Source organism: Streptomyces sp. CNZ287, from assembly GCF_007827615.1.
The window spans coordinates 14851-28207 of sequence record NZ_VISV01000011.1 but is presented as its reverse complement, the minus strand read 5'-3'; the positions used below and the strand labels follow the sequence as shown (position 1 = coordinate 28207).

The window sequence follows — 13357 nt, the reverse complement described above, 5'->3', positions numbered from 1 at the left end:
GACCAGCCCGTGAGAGATCACGATGCAGCTACCGCTGGCCTCGTACCACGCCTGGGGCGTCGGAGCTGACAGCACACCTCGCCACCGACGCCGCCCCTTCCGCCCGACCCAATCCTTCCGGCATCTCTGAGGAGCGCAGAACCATGCCCGATCCCAAGCCCGGTCGCGAGACCTTCGGACTCGAACCGGCAGCCGATACGCCATCGCCCCAGAGCGCTCTGCAAGCCTCCCACCTGGGCGACCACCGGCCAGCAAGGTATCCCCCTGGACCGTCCAAGATCGGCTCCAGCGGGGGTGTCTTCACCCCGGGGGTGGCGGAGACAGTGGCCCGGCTCCAGGGGGAGCCGGGCCAGAACAGGACGGGCAGCGAGTCCGCCGAGCCGCTGCCGATCCGCGCTGCGATTGCCGCCGCCGTGCACCGCGCTGCTCGCCGCCGGCGTCGCGATACCCGTCAGCGCACCCGGCGGTTGACGGTCCGCTTCAGCCGTGCCGAGGAAGCCCAGATCAAGACGCGGGCCAGGGAGCTGAACATCGCGGTCGCGCACCTGATGGCGGACGCCACCATGGCCGTGGTCGACGACACCATCCCGCTCGTGGGGCAGCGCACCGCCACCGACGACCTGATCGACGAACTCGCGGCCCTGCGCACCGCCCTATCCCGGGTCGGCAAGAACGTCAACCAGATCGCCAAGCGCCTGAACTCCCGCGGCCCCACCCACCCCACGGACGCGGCTGTGCTGGCCGCCGCAGTGCAGGCCATCACGCTCATCCAGGAAGTTCTGGAGTCCGTGGACGCCTCGGCCCACCGGGCCGCCACCGGCCGGGCCCGCCGGTGATCGCGAAGATCATGAAGCCGGGTCACAGCACCCGCAACACGATCGCCTACCTGTACAAGACCGGCCGCAGCCACGACCACACCGACCCGCACCTCGTCGTCGCCTGGGACGAGCTGGTCCCCGACCCCGGCCGCACCGACAACCCCCAGCAAGCCCTCGGCCAGTTGGTGCAGGCCCTTGATCTGCGGGTGAAACAGGCCGGCGACCGCGCACCGAAGGGCCACGTGTGGCACTGCGCGATCCGGGCCGCACCGGAAGACCCGATCCTTACCGACGAGCAGTGGGCCCAGGTCGCCCGCCGCATCGTGCACGCCACCGGCATCGCCCCTACCGGAGACCCGGACGGCTGCCGCTGGATCGCCGCCCGCCACGCCGACGATCACATCCACATCGTCGCCACCAAGATGCGCGGCGACCTGCGCCGCCCCCGCCACTGGAACGACTACCACCGCGCCGACACCGAACTGACGAAGATAGAGACCGAGTGGGGGCTGCGTGTCTACGACCGCGGCGACCGCACCGCCGCCAAACGCCCCACCCGCGCCGAAACCGAGAAAGCCACCCGCCGCACCGGCAGCCCCGTCACACCACGGGAGAAGCTACGCGCCACCGTCCGCACCGCCGCCGCCCACGCCCAGAACGAAGACCACTTCTTCGCCCTCCTGGTCGGCGCCGATGTCCTCGTCGACAAACGCATCGCCCCCTCCGGAGACACCACCGGCTACAAAGTCGCCCTCGCTGGAGACACCAACGCCGCCGGAGAGCCGATCTGGTTCCCGGGCGGCAAGCTCGCCCCCGACCTGTCCTTGCCGAAGATCCGCGCCCGTCTCACGGGACCGTCCTCTGACACCCCCACCACCCGCCAGGTCCAGCCCGCCGAGCGCTGGCGCCAGGCAACCTCAGTGCTCCGCAACGCCCTCCGCACCCTGCACGAGAACGGCAACCCCTCTGCTGCCCAAGCCGAGCTGGCCGCCGCCGGCGAGCTGCTGGACATCCTGTCCGCCCTCACCACCGGCCCCGCCCGCCGCGAACTGTTCACCGCCGCCCAGACCTTCGAACGCGCCACCCGCTCGGCCATCCGCTTCGACTACGCCCAAGCCGCCGAACTCCGCACCTCCGCCAAACACCTCCTGCGCACCGCAGGCCAACCCATCCCCGACGCCACCGCCCTCGACCTCCTGCTCACCCTCACCCTCCTGACCATCGCCGCCGCCCGCTGGCACCGCGCCCAACGCCACACCCAGCAAGCCGCCGCAGCCCGCGCCAGCCTGTCCCATCTCCGTGCCGCTTACCGCCACACTGCCGCCCCGGCCCTGAACACCCTCGCCCAGCGGGCCCCGACACCCGAGTCCGTCGACCGCTACGCCGTCCTCGTCCGCGGGGCCCTCCCAGAGCGCGCCGAGCAGATCCTCACCGACCCCGCCTGGCCAGCCCTGGCCACCACCCTCCACGAGGCCGAGGCGGACGGTCACCGTCCGGCGGAGGTTCTGACCAAGGCCGTCGACGGCCGCGAGCTCGACACCGCCGATTCCGTCGTCGAGGTCCTCGTCTGGCGTATACACAACACCGCCGATCGACAGCCCCGACCCGCCGAAGGCGCACAGACCCGCACCGCCACCCGCAGCCGCACCAGCCAGCAGCCCGTGCAGGCCCCCGGTAGCCCGCGCTCGATGGCGCCGCATCACCGTCCGGACAACCCCCGGCGGCAGCGATGACAGCTTCGCTGCCTCCACCTATCTGCCCGGACGTACCGAAGCCGCGCCCGGCCCTGTCCTGACGGTGAGGGGCGGCCCCTCGGGCTGTTCTGCATGGGTGAGCCCGGGTGCCGCTGGGCCAGCGCGTCAGTTGAACCGCGGGGTCGGTCGTGCCGAAAAGGGTTCACGCACGGGGTCGCCGGCTGCGAGCAGGGGGTAGATGCGCGTGACCCACTGGATCGGAGTGCCCAGTTCGTCGTGGGTCGGGGCAAGGTCGAGGTGCTGCCACAGCCTGTTGAAGAGAGCGGTCCCCAACTGGCCCATCACGTAGGTGACGAAGTCCTCTGCTCGGTGGGCGACCGCTTCTGCTGCCGGCCAGGTCCGCGTCTCGTGCCTGCGATACGCCCAGGAGGTCTTCGGGGTGGCTGGCTCGGTCAGCGGGGTGCGCAGGAAGGTGGTCTGCACCCGCCGTCCGGCCCACATGGCGTGCCCCGCGGTCAGGTCCTCTAGGGCGAGGCCGTCAACGCCTCGCGCATGCGGAAACGGTGTGTCGATCAGAACGAGTGCCGTCCCTTGGGAAGCGCGGTGTTGGGCTGGCCGGCACAGCGCCTGAGCAAGGGTCAGGTGCAGCCAACTGTCGTCCTCGTCGCGTCTAGCGCGGCGTATGGCCTTCGGAGTCATCAGGATTTCGGCGCCGCCGTCGGCGGTGAGGATCGTCTGCGCAGTTACTCCCGGTCGGCGTGCGGGGCCATCCTTTTGCTGCTGCGTCTGCTTGCGTGCCGCGTGGACGTGGGGTGCGCGCGGGAGGAGTTCCCGTACTTCGGCGGTGAGCAGCCGCTCGTAGTGCGCCTGGCGGGCGGCGCGGAGTTCGGCGGGAGCGACCAAGCGGATGACTACCCGCGGGGGGAGCAGCAGGCCGGTGATGTCCTCGACGTGTGGGGCGCACGCAGTGGCTATGTGCTCGATGCGGTGGGCGAGGGCATGGTGGCGGCGGCCGGCTTCGTTCTCTACGTGCATATAGCTGGGGGGTGGCATGAGGGATGGATGCTCCGGTTGAAAGCTCGGTCGTGGATTGGCGGTTGGCGGATGCCCCCTGCACGGTTCGAACGGCCGAGCACATCGGGCCCCAGACCGCTGCCCGCCGTGGGCGGGCAGGGCGTGGTCCGGGCGGCATGGCCGCGCAGGGGCAGGACGGTGCCGGTGGAACAGCGGCTGGTGGTCGGTTACGGGTTCTGGGTGCTGGTGAACGCGGGTTCGGCGGTGTGCTGGCCGCCCCGGCCGTCGTAGACCAGTCCGTGTTTGCGCAGGCGACATACGAACTTCGGCACCACGCGTTCGTGGGACTCGGAGACGGTCATGGAGAAGGTGAGCCTCACCAGGCACGTGGGGCACTGCAGGTAGATGTGATCGCCCCGGGTCGCCCCCAGTTCGAAGCCCTGTTCTCTGGCGGTTTTGGCGACCTTGCGCAGGCCCTTGTGGCGTATCGATTGCAGGACCTTCTGCGGTGAGATCGTTTTGCGCTTCTTGGGCACGTGCGTGCGCCTTCACTCTCGTGGGTCATGGGCTTGCTTCGGCCCGGGGGCGGTCGGGTCCTACTGCTGGTGGCAGATCACCGGGCGTCGCCGCGGCGCGCGATGAGCAGGTGGGCCTGGCTGACTTCGCGGAACCGTCCGGTCGGCTGCCAGGCGCGCAGCAGGGTGCGAAGGTCGGCCTCGTAGGCCGCCAGTCCTTCCCCCAGCAGCGGCAGTGAGGAGTGGGCCTGGGAGACCTGCCAGGTGATGAGGCGGTCGAGGTCGACGTCGATCGTGTAGTCGGTGGTGATCCGGGTCAGGTGCCCGAACGCCGAGTCGCGGAAGACGCGTTCGTGATCGGCTTGCGGCCGGGTGAATTCGCCGGTCGGTCCTGCGTGCCGGTTCGGGCCCAGGTGCCGGCTGCGGACCTGCTCAAGGAGGGGGGTCCACGACGGCTTGGGGTAGCCGGGCCAGCGGTGCGACAGCAGCGCGATGCACCCGTCCGGCGTGATGAGCTGGAGCAGGACGCGCAGCACCCGGTCGCGGTCCATCCAGTGGAAGGCGTCCCCGATCACGGCCAGGGCGACCGGCCCCAGGCTGCTCGGCAGCTCTTCGGCGGTCCCTTCCCGCCACTCGATGGAGTCGTGGCCGCTGGCCGCCGCCAGGCGGCGGGCTTCCTCCAGCATCTCGCGGCAGGGGTCGACCGCGAGCACGTCCAGGCCGCGGGCGGCCAGCGCACGTGCGACGACGCCGGTACCGGTGCCGAGGTCGAGCACCCGGGCGCCGGGCCCGCCGGCGAGGCGGGCGATGCGGTCCAGCAGCTCGTCCGGGTAGCCCGGCCGGGCGGAGTAGAAGCTGGCGGTGCCGGTAAAGATCTCACCCGGATCGGCATATAACGACACGATATTTCCCCTATTCGTGGTGCAGTTGATGGCCGCGGCCCGCGGTGTTGGGGCGGGCCGCGGCCGTGACGTGGTGCTCAGGGCCGGGCCGCCGGCTGGTACGAGCCGGCGGCCCGGCGTTCCGCCGTCGCGACCGCCCCAGGAACGAACGGCGGAGTCTGGGTGCCCACCACGGGTAGGCGCGGGCGGTGCGCTACCAGCTATCGGCCGTGTTCTCGACGGCGGGCGCGGCGCTGGTGCAGGTGGCGGCGGGCTCGGCGCCGCGGGCCGGGTCTCCGAAGACGAAGACGGGGATGGCGATGACGATCGCGGTGAGCCACAGGAGCGGCCACAGGCCCAGTCCCGGCAGATCATGGGATTCGCCCTGCTCCTGGTCTGGGACGCGCTTGTGGCGGCTCACCGCTCGTCTCCCGGGCGGGTGTCGGCCAGCAGCGGGCGGACGCGCTTGAGCCACTGGCGCGGGTTCGACATCTCCTCGGTGGTGGGGAAGCACTCGATGTCCGACCAGACTCCGTTGAAGCGCTCGATCCCCAGTCCCGGCTCTGCGTCGGTGCCTTCGATGACCTGGTCGAAGAACCGCAGCGGGTCCTCGAAGCGGGCCTTCCGCTCCTGGCCGAACACCTTTCCCCAGAAGCGGGACTGCAACGATTGGCCCTGGCGGGCCTTGCCGTCCGCGTGGGGGGTGTGGCCGAGGATCTTGGTGGCGATCCGCGTGCCGCCCCAGGTGGCGTGCCCCCCGGCGAACGGTACGGCCGCGCGGCCGGCCCAGCCCCGCTCGTGCTGGAAAGGGGAATCGACGGTCGCCAGGAGCGGTGAGCGAAGCTGCTGCGCGTGACCGATCAATCCGAAGGCGAAGCACAGCGTCAGCTCGTCTTCGTCGTGGTAGAGACCGGTGTGGCGAAGGGATTCCGGCGCGAGCCAGATCTCGGCAGCGCCCTCCGGCAGCCGCACCGCCCGGGGCCCGAGCTGCATCCACACCAGGCGCAGTGCGAAAGGCTGGAGCGCCGCCTGAAGGTTTGCCTTCTTCACCGCGCCAGCGTCCGGCGCGAGATCGCGAACCTCCGCGGCAATCCGCTCTCGCGTGTTGCCCACGACGCGCTTGCGCCAGGCGGGCGGGGTGAGCAACCGGATCGTCAGGGCGGAGGGCAACTCCATCCCCACGGCCCCGGCCACCTCGGGCACGCACCGGTCGACGATCGTCTGCACCCGGCCGGCCAGCTCGCCGTGGTGTAACCCGGCCTTGTTGTCGATGTGGATGTCGGTGGACATCGAAGAAGTGCTCCTTGCAAGTACAGGGGTTCTTGCGAGTACGGGGTTCTGCGGGCGCAGGGGTGCGCCGATGTGCCCGTGCGGCTGCACAGGAATTCCTCGTTCTCTCCTCGGCGGCCGTGCCCCGCCCCGGGGCCTGCCCTTCGCCAGGGCTCGCGATGGCAGGTGCGTCCCGGGTCGCGTGATCTCGTCGGACCCGGTGAGCGGGGCGCCGCCACGGGTCGATCACGAACCCGGCATGTGCCGGCAGATCCGAGGCGGAAGGGCACCCAGAGGACCTGGCGATGGGGCAGGCCGCCGGAGCCGACTGAACGGCGACCCGCCCCGCCCGACCGGCCCGCACGCGCGAAGTCAGGGCGCCGGGTCGGTCGGGGGCTTATATGGCGGTCACGGGCAGCGGGTGGAGGTGCCGCGCCATCAGATGGACTGACCTTGCCGACCGAAGTAGTCGGAGGTTCGGACTGGGCCACCCCGTACTCGCTGCCGTCAGGCTCGTAGTCCGCCCTTCGGCATTGATCACGTTGGCAGGCGGTTTTCGCGCGGGAGGTGCCAGTGCGGGCCGTCTGGGGTCTTGAACCACACGCATTGGCTGTCGCGTGTTGCCGTGAGGCCGAAGTCGTCGCGGTCCGGGGGTGCGGCGCCGAAGAGGTCGTGGATTTCTTCGGCGGTGCGCCAGAGTTGACGGGGGCCAGCTTGGCGTACGGTCCCGTTTGTCTCGGCGCGAACCACGGAGCCGTCGGGAGTCCAGATGCCGATGGCTTCGAGTTCGCCTGTGGCGTCGCTTGTCCAGGTGCAAGAGGAGTAGCCGCCCAGCGCCAGGGACAGGGGGAAACCCAGATGGTCGAGGACGTTAGCGACGGGAATCTCGGTATGGCTCGGAGTGGCTGTGCTCAGCTCCCCGAATCGGGGAGCGGTGGTGGCTTCGGCGGCGGGGGCCTGGCGGCGGGGCATGAACTGGACGCCTCCCGCCTGGAAGCGTCCTTCTGCGCGTTGCCCGTGCACAGCCAGGCGAGCGAGGCCCCAGCCGATCGGCACGACGATGACCGCGCCCTCAGCCGCTTGTCCCAGCCAGGCGTGCGGCACACTGCTGAGCTGGCAGGTGGCGATGATCCGGTCGAACGGCGCTCTTTGTGGCACGCCTACGGCGCCGTCGCCGGTGTAGACGGCGGGACGGTATCGGCTCTGGGCGAGTCGGGCTTCGGCCAGGCCGGTCAGTTCGGGGTCTACGTCGATGGTGGCGATCTGGCGGTCACCAATCCGATGGCAGAGCAGGGCGGCGTTGTAGCCCGTGCCGGTGCCGATCTCCAGCACGCGCTGTCCGTCGTGGATGTCGAGGGCGTTCAGCATGGTCAGCATGACGCTGGGCTGGCTGGTCGAGGAGGTCGGTTCCCCGCCGTCGAGCTGTGTCGTCAGAGCCTGGTCCGAGTAGATCTCCTCCAGGTAGCCCGGGGCGCTGGCGCCGACTGGCTGCCACGTCCGTTGGCGGTTCTGCTTCCAGAAGGTGGGGACGAAGAGATGCCGGGGCACCTCGGCGAACGCCAGGCGCCAGGGATCGCCGCTTTCGGTGATCGTCTCTGCCATAGCCTGCCGCAGTCGGCTGGCGGTAGCGGGATCGGCGACGGTCATGCGTGGCTCCTAGCGGTGGTCGGTCCGGCGAGAAGTTCTGCGTGGGCCTGGGCGATGGGTAAGCCGGTGGCAGCGGCGATGAACTGCCACTGCCCGGCAGGGTTGATCTCGTAGAAGCGCCATCGGCCGTCTGGGGTGACGCCGAAGTCGATGGCGCCGTAGTTGAGCTGGTAGTGAGCCATCAGCCGTCGTACGGCCGCGGCCACAGGCACGGGAAGGAAGGTCGGCTCGTAGGTCAGGGCGTCGTAGTCAGCCCGCCAGTCGGTGCGGGCCGCGTCGCTGTGCGCGTGGATCGCCACGGGGAACATCGTGTCGCCGACGACGGTCAGCCGGACCTCGTAGGCGGTCTCGACCCACTCCTGAAGCAGGTGGCAGGTCAGTTCCAAGGTGTCGTCGAGGTCGTCCGCACCGATGCGGCGGGTGGGTAACAGTGTCGGCCGCTGGTGCGGCAGGGTGATGGTTCCGGCGGTGACCGGCTTGCACGCCAGCGGGCCGCCGATGGTCTCGGCCCAGGCGCGGGCTTCCGACAGACTGTTGGTGATCAACGTGCGTGGAACGCTCAGGCCGGCGGCTGCGGCGGCGGCCAACTGGCCGGGCTTGTGCGCGGCGGCCCGATACAGGTCGGGATGGTGCATCCACGCCACCGGCAGGCTGGACAGCACCTGCACCATGCCGACGAGCGCCTGGGCGCGAGCCCAGTCTCGGTACTCCTCGGCGACCACTGGAGAGAGCCGGGGAAGGCCGGGCCGCCGGTAGTAGACGGCCCGGACCTCCTCCAGCCGGGTGCTGCGGCCCGCGGTCGCCCGGAGCGTCCCTTGCCAGCCAGAGGCGTTTCCGGCGTGCATGGCAGCGAGGGTGATGTGCTGAGGGAAGTCCGCCAGGTCGAACCGGATCACAGGCACTTCCCGTTCGGCGAGGGCGGCCACGACCAGATCCGCGGTCGCATCCAACTCCTCGGCTACGACCAGGACACTGCCAGGCGAGGCGGGCACGGCTGCTACCTCTCCTCGTCGCCCGGGAAGGCGTAGGGGTCGGAGTCCTCGTCCGGCGGAACACCGGGCTGGGTGTCGTTGTTTGTGGCGGTGCTGGACGCAGCCACGGCCGTCTCGGCCCACAGCTCGCCGTCCGGCATCACGTTGACCTGCCGCTCGGAGTCGTAGGTGAACTCGTCCGGATTGATGTGCACGGTGTAGGCCGGCTGGAGCCCACGGGCGCCGAAAGGCACCCGTTCGGCCTTGAGCGTTGCTGTCATGAAACTGCCTCCTCACTGAGTGGTGCACGGTCGTTCTCCCCGTCCGCCGGGCAGATGGACGGCCTCGTGAACGTCGAGGCAGGCCCACCGAGACGGCGGCGGGAGCTCTACTTCGGCCGAGGAAGGGGCCCTCACGGGCGCCGTCCTCGGCCGACGCGCTATCCGGTGCGTACACCGACGGCACAGGCCCACCGCGGGCCTCCGCACCGACGACGAGGACGGCTGCCGGGGCGTCGGCTCCGAGGACGCCGAGCGGCGCGACCTGGCGCCATACGCCTAATCGGATGGGCTCAGCAGGACGTGCATGCCGTGGCGGTGTCACTGGGCTGCCTCCTGGATCGCGGTGAGGCTCGTGGTCCACTCGCGGCCGCCGCCGTGCTCTGGAGCCAGCCATGCGACCGGCGGCGTGCTCGGCACCGCCACGACGGGCTCCGTGCGAATGTCGTTCACATCGGGCGCGACGGCCCGTAGAACGCCCACGCGGTCGCCGTGTTCGGTGTCGACTACGCGGCGGCCCAGCCATGGATGCGATCGATGGCCCATCCCCAGGTCTCTGGCGCTCATTGGCATCTCCGCCTCTGCGGTTGGTACGAGGTGTGCCAGCGCCCAGCACGCACGGGTGAGCCGATGACACCGCGGGCAGGCGGTATCTCTGCTCCCGCTTCGGTGCGTGGGGGACTGGCACCACCTAGACAACTGGGCAGAGATGGTTGTGAACAGGTCGAAGTGCCTCGCGGTAGAGCCCGCAACACCGGACGACTTGACGTTCTCTTTACTATTGCCGCAGGCCGCGAAGTCCTAGCGTGGAGCTATGGCCCTGAACACGGCCTTAGCCACTTATCTCGCCGAAACCGGCATGACCGAGACCGAGTTCGCCGAGGACGTCAACGACGCCATCGGCCAGCTAGCCGGTCGTCGGGGAATGCTGACTGACCGCAGCGTGCGCCGTTGGCTGCGCGGCGAGGTCTCCTGGCCCCAAGCCAAACAGCGCGTCGCTTTGGAGATAGTGACGGGCAAGTCACCCGAGGACCTGGGATTCGTCCGGCGAGGGAAAGACACCCGCCCTGCACCACCGGAGGGTCCCGTGCGGCGACGCACCTTCATCACCGCCAGCGCCGGCACAGCGGCCGTGCCCTTGGCAACCACGAGCAGCCCTATACCGCGCATCGGAAGCTCGGACGTGGACCGTCTCACCGCCAAACTCGCCGATCTTGTGGCCTCGGACAACCGTCACGGAGGCACCCAGGCCGTGGAAGCTCGGGCCGCCCGCCTGGCCGCCCAGACCCTGGACCTTCAGCAGAACAGCATCGCCAGCCAGCGCGTACGCGGTGAGCTGTACTCCCTCGCTGCCGCCTTCACCTCATCCGCCATGTGGGCCGCTATCGACGGCCGACGCCTGGACGAGGCCACACAGCACCTGAACAAGGCCGTGACCCTCGCCGGGCTGTCCGCCGATCCTGCGGTGCAGTTCCGCGTCTGGGGCCACGCAGGAGCGCTGTACCGCCAGCTCGGTCGCAGCACAGACGCTCTCGCCGCGGACGACGCCGCTCGCAGCACCCCCATTACCCGCCGCGATCCGCTGTACGCCTCCCTCGCCCACGCCCGCACCGCCGTCCACCGTGCCGACGACGGCAACACTCCCGCCGCCCGCCGCTCACTGGACCACGCACAGCACGCCTTGGACCGCGCTGACCCCGACGCCCACCGACCACCCTGGATGGCGTTCTACGACCAGGCCGAGCTGGAACTGCTGGCGCTGACCACCCATCTGACCCTGGGTCGCTGGGCGGAAGCCGAAGCACACGCCCACCGCCACCTCACCCTGCTGCGGTCGGGCTTCCAGCGAAACCGAGCCCTCGCACTCGCCCACCTCGCGCACGCCCAGCTCGGACAGGACGACCTGGAACCCGCTGTCGCCACGGCCCTAAAGGTGCCCGCAGAGACCCGGCACGGCCGCGTTTCCGGTCTGCTGGATGCCTTCGGCAAACGGCTGACCAAGGTGGCACCCCACGCCGCCGAAACCCGCCAGTGGCTCGAAGCGAAAGCCGCCCGAACGGAAAAGAGCACAAGCCCGTGACCGTCGAATTCCAGCGCTACGACCAGAGCCGCATCGAGGACGTACGCCAGACGATCTGCGACATCCACATCGAAGTCCGGGCCGGCGACCTCGGTCTGACCGGACCGTTCTACTCCCGCGAACGCTTCAACGAACGCCTCACGGGCCATGCATCAGCTCCCGGCTGGGAGGCGGTCATCGGCTATGAAGGCGACACCCCAGTCGGCTTCGCGTACTGCGTCCCACTCGCGCCGGGCACAAGGTGGTGGACGGCCATGACCACCCCGCTGCCGGACGGCTACACCACCGAGGACGGCCACCGCACCCTGGCCCTGAACGAGATCGTCGTCCGCAAGTCCTGGCGGGGCACCGGCACCGCCAAGGCCCTCCACGAACACCTCCTCGCCCCTCGCGCCGAACAGCGCGTCACTCTGCTGGTCAACCCGAAAGCCGGTGGCGGGAAGGTCCAAGCCGTGTACGAACGGTGGGGCTACGAGAAGATCGGCGAACAACAACCCTTCCCCGACTCCCCGGTCTTCACCGCCATGATGCGCGCCCCCCTGCACAGGGCGTGAACTGCCCTCCTCTGCCTCTACATTCCGCCGGCCCTCGCAACCTTAGTTCCTCGTCTTGAAAACAGGCCCCCATTTCCAATACAACTCGACCGTCTTCGCGATCAGTTAGAGCACAAAAATGACACTCCAAGGCGACAATGTTGTACTTGACGCTGGGGTCGTTGGCCTCACCACGGCCGTCGTCCTGGCCGAGGCAGGTCTGGCCGTGCGAATTATTGCGGAAGAGATCCCCGGCGTGACCTCAATGGCCGCTGGGGCGATGTGGGGCCCGTACCTCGTAGAGCCCAAGGAACTGGTAGACCAGTGGAGCCAGTACTCGCTGGAGACTTTTCGCGGTCTTGCAGCCGACTCGGCAACTGGAGTCCGGGCAGCGTCCGGCATCGAGGCGTCCCGCAGCGCTGACGAGGCACCAGACTGGGCAACCGCGCTACCATGCTTCCAGCCGGTCCCGCGCGCCGAACTCCCGTCCGGCTTCGCCTCCGGCTACCGCTTCACAGTCCCGCTGATCGACACGCCTACGTACCTGCGGTACCTGGAGCACCGCCTGCGAACGGCCGGCAGCGCGATCGAGCAACAGACGGTACCCACACTCGATGACGCCCCCCAGGCGTCAACGATCATCAACTGCACGGGCATGGGCGCGGCGCACCTAGCCTCCGACGCGACCATGCGACCCCTCCGGGGCCAACACGCCGGGCCTGCCCGACTTCTTCTCCGAAGACACCGGCCCATCACCGGACTTGCTCTGCATCTACCCCCACGGCGACACCGTGGTCCTCGGCGGCACCGCCCTCGATGGCGACGGCAGCTTGGAGCCGGATGAGAAGGCCGCAGCCGACATCCTCGCCCGCTGCACTGCCGTGGAGCCCCGGCTGGCCCAGTCCACGGTTGTCGACCACCGCGTCGGTCTCCGGCCGACCAGGCCCAGAGTACGAGTGACGGTCGATCGCCGAACCGACGGGACTCCGGTGATCCACAACTACGGCCACGGCGGCGCCGGCGCCACCCTGTCCTGGGGATGCGCTCGGGAAGTCCACCGTCTGCTCGCGAACGAGCAGTAGCCTCCTCCACTCGCGTGATCGCGAACCGCAACTGCAAGGATCGGGTGAGGACGTAACCAGGCTGAAGCTGGAGGCGCACTTCGGGGTGCCGGATGCCAACATCCCCACAGCTGCGAAGCCGTGGTCAGTCCCCACGCTCGACCCGATGGCCGACGAGCTGCGGTTGATCGAAAATCTCCGTCCCGTCGGCGTCCCACGTCCGCGCAGAGTGGTCACCTCGTACAAGGCGCGCGCCACCATGGCAGCGAACGCCCCTACCGCGCGGCTTACTACGGCGGCGTCACCGGATCCACTACACCCCGGTTCTCGCGTTGGACCGTCAGATATCTGATCTCGCTCAGAGCAGGCCAGGCGCGGAGGTGAACGTTGGCCACCTACAGGGGCGAGTTCGAGTCGCAAGAAGCGGATCCGGGGCTCGGAGGAGCGGGCTGCGTCGAACAGCAAGAACCGAACTGACGTCCATGTTGCCCGCGAGACTTGGCCGCCCAACTGACCTCTACGGCAAGTAGCAGGGAGCGAACGTGCCCTGACCCGCAGCCACCAGACGGCTCATCAAGACGGGCCCCCCGTTGCTA

General features: G+C 69.5%; 15 protein-coding genes. 6 read left to right on the top strand and 9 right to left on the bottom strand.

The window, feature by feature from the left end; all coding sequences use genetic code 11:
• Window positions 1-311 precede the first annotated feature (311 nt).
• Together mobC and FB457_RS20255 are read left to right on the top strand one after the other, a co-directional pair.
• Window positions 312-836, top strand: a complete 525-nt coding sequence (mobC, locus tag FB457_RS20260; RefSeq protein ID WP_186462019.1) for a plasmid mobilization relaxosome protein MobC — start codon at window positions 312-314, stop codon at window positions 834-836.
• 11 nt (window positions 837-847) lie between these two features.
• Window positions 848-2551 carry a relaxase/mobilization nuclease domain-containing protein gene (locus FB457_RS20255; protein WP_486589088.1) on the top strand — a complete coding sequence of 568 codons (1704 nt, stop codon included), beginning with the start codon at window positions 848-850 and terminating at the stop codon, window positions 2549-2551.
• 126 nt (window positions 2552-2677) lie between these two features.
• On the opposite strand, the gene FB457_RS20250 is transcribed toward FB457_RS20255, so the two are convergent.
• The 9 genes from FB457_RS20250 to FB457_RS20215 all read right to left on the bottom strand — a co-directional run bounded on the left by FB457_RS20250 (window position 2678) and on the right by FB457_RS20215 (window position 9654).
• Window positions 2678-3547 carry a zinc-dependent metalloprotease gene (locus tag FB457_RS20250; protein WP_145782707.1) on the bottom strand — a complete coding sequence of 290 codons (870 nt, stop codon included), beginning with the start codon at window positions 3545-3547 and terminating at the stop codon, window positions 2678-2680.
• 206 nt (window positions 3548-3753) lie between these two features.
• Window positions 3754-4062 (bottom strand): hypothetical protein, encoded by a 309-nt coding sequence (locus FB457_RS20245; protein WP_145782705.1) that lies wholly within the window; start codon window positions 4060-4062, stop codon window positions 3754-3756.
• 77 nt (window positions 4063-4139) lie between these two features.
• Entirely contained in the window at window positions 4140-4943 is an 804-nt protein-coding gene (locus FB457_RS20240; protein WP_186462018.1) for a class I SAM-dependent methyltransferase, read from the bottom strand.
• A gap of 193 nt (window positions 4944-5136) precedes the next feature.
• Window positions 5137-5343: a hypothetical protein gene (locus FB457_RS35310; RefSeq protein WP_186462017.1), complete on the bottom strand. Its 207-nt coding sequence runs from the start codon at window positions 5341-5343 to the stop codon at window positions 5137-5139.
• A complete protein-coding gene (locus FB457_RS20235; RefSeq protein WP_145782702.1) occupies window positions 5340-6212 on the bottom strand; it encodes a zinc-dependent metalloprotease in 873 nt (290 codons plus the stop codon). The genes FB457_RS35310 and FB457_RS20235 overlap by 4 nt, the downstream gene beginning before the upstream one ends.
• Window positions 6213-6728: 516 nt before the next feature.
• Window positions 6729-7838, bottom strand: coding sequence for a methyltransferase domain-containing protein (locus tag FB457_RS20230; protein ID WP_145782700.1), 1110 nt, complete (start codon window positions 7836-7838; stop codon window positions 6729-6731).
• Window positions 7835-8830 (bottom strand): ATP-grasp ribosomal peptide maturase, encoded by a 996-nt coding sequence (gene tgmB / locus FB457_RS20225; protein ID WP_145782698.1) that lies wholly within the window; start codon window positions 8828-8830, stop codon window positions 7835-7837. Before tgmB ends, FB457_RS20230 begins: the two co-directional genes overlap by 4 nt.
• 5 nt (window positions 8831-8835) lie before the next feature.
• Window positions 8836-9090 carry a putative ATP-grasp-modified RiPP gene (gene tgmA / locus FB457_RS20220; RefSeq protein WP_145782696.1) on the bottom strand — a complete coding sequence of 85 codons (255 nt, stop codon included), beginning with the start codon at window positions 9088-9090 and terminating at the stop codon, window positions 8836-8838.
• Window positions 9091-9408: 318 nt separating this feature from the next.
• Window positions 9409-9654, bottom strand: a complete 246-nt coding sequence (locus FB457_RS20215) for a hypothetical protein (RefSeq protein WP_145782694.1) — start codon at window positions 9652-9654, stop codon at window positions 9409-9411.
• A 247-nt stretch (window positions 9655-9901) separates the two neighbouring features.
• Here FB457_RS20215 and FB457_RS20210 point away from each other — a divergent pair, with 247 nt between their 5' ends.
• The 4 genes from FB457_RS20210 (at window position 9902) to FB457_RS36290 (ending at window position 12782) form a co-directional block, all read left to right on the top strand.
• A complete protein-coding gene (locus tag FB457_RS20210) occupies window positions 9902-11167 on the top strand; it encodes an NsdA family TPR-like regulatory protein (protein ID WP_186462016.1) in 1266 nt (421 codons plus the stop codon).
• Complete coding sequence (locus FB457_RS20205; RefSeq protein ID WP_145782692.1) at window positions 11164-11721, top strand: GNAT family N-acetyltransferase; 558 nt, start codon at window positions 11164-11166, stop codon at window positions 11719-11721. The genes FB457_RS20210 and FB457_RS20205 overlap by 4 nt, the downstream gene beginning before the upstream one ends.
• A 118-nt stretch (window positions 11722-11839) precedes the next feature.
• Window positions 11840-12544, top strand: coding sequence for an FAD-dependent oxidoreductase (locus tag FB457_RS20200; RefSeq protein WP_486589087.1), 705 nt, complete (start codon window positions 11840-11842; stop codon window positions 12542-12544).
• Window positions 12462-12782: an FAD-dependent oxidoreductase gene (locus tag FB457_RS36290; RefSeq protein ID WP_486589086.1), complete on the top strand. Its 321-nt coding sequence runs from the start codon at window positions 12462-12464 to the stop codon at window positions 12780-12782. Before FB457_RS20200 ends, FB457_RS36290 begins: the two co-directional genes overlap by 83 nt.
• Window positions 12783-13357: the final 575 nt, after the last annotated feature.

Excerpts from the sequence above, each read along its gene's own strand:
- FB457_RS20255 (WP_486589088.1), top strand. The coding sequence starts at position 848 with ATGAAGCCGGGTCACAGCACCCGCAACACGATCGCCTACCTGTACAAG.
- FB457_RS20250 (WP_145782707.1), bottom strand. The coding sequence starts at position 3,547 with ATGCACGTAGAGAACGAAGCCGGCCGCCGCCACCATGCCCTCGCCCAC.
- FB457_RS20235 (WP_145782702.1), bottom strand. The coding sequence starts at position 6,212 with ATGTCCACCGACATCCACATCGACAACAAGGCCGGGTTACACCACGGC.
- FB457_RS20230 (WP_145782700.1), bottom strand. The coding sequence starts at position 7,838 with ATGACCGTCGCCGATCCCGCTACCGCCAGCCGACTGCGGCAGGCTATG.
- tgmA (WP_145782696.1), bottom strand. The coding sequence starts at position 9,090 with ATGACAGCAACGCTCAAGGCCGAACGGGTGCCTTTCGGCGCCCGTGGG.
- FB457_RS20215 (WP_145782694.1), bottom strand. The coding sequence starts at position 9,654 with ATGAGCGCCAGAGACCTGGGGATGGGCCATCGATCGCATCCATGGCTG.
- FB457_RS20210 (WP_186462016.1), top strand. The coding sequence starts at position 9,902 with ATGGCCCTGAACACGGCCTTAGCCACTTATCTCGCCGAAACCGGCATG.
- FB457_RS20200 (WP_486589087.1), top strand. The coding sequence starts at position 11,840 with ATGACACTCCAAGGCGACAATGTTGTACTTGACGCTGGGGTCGTTGGC.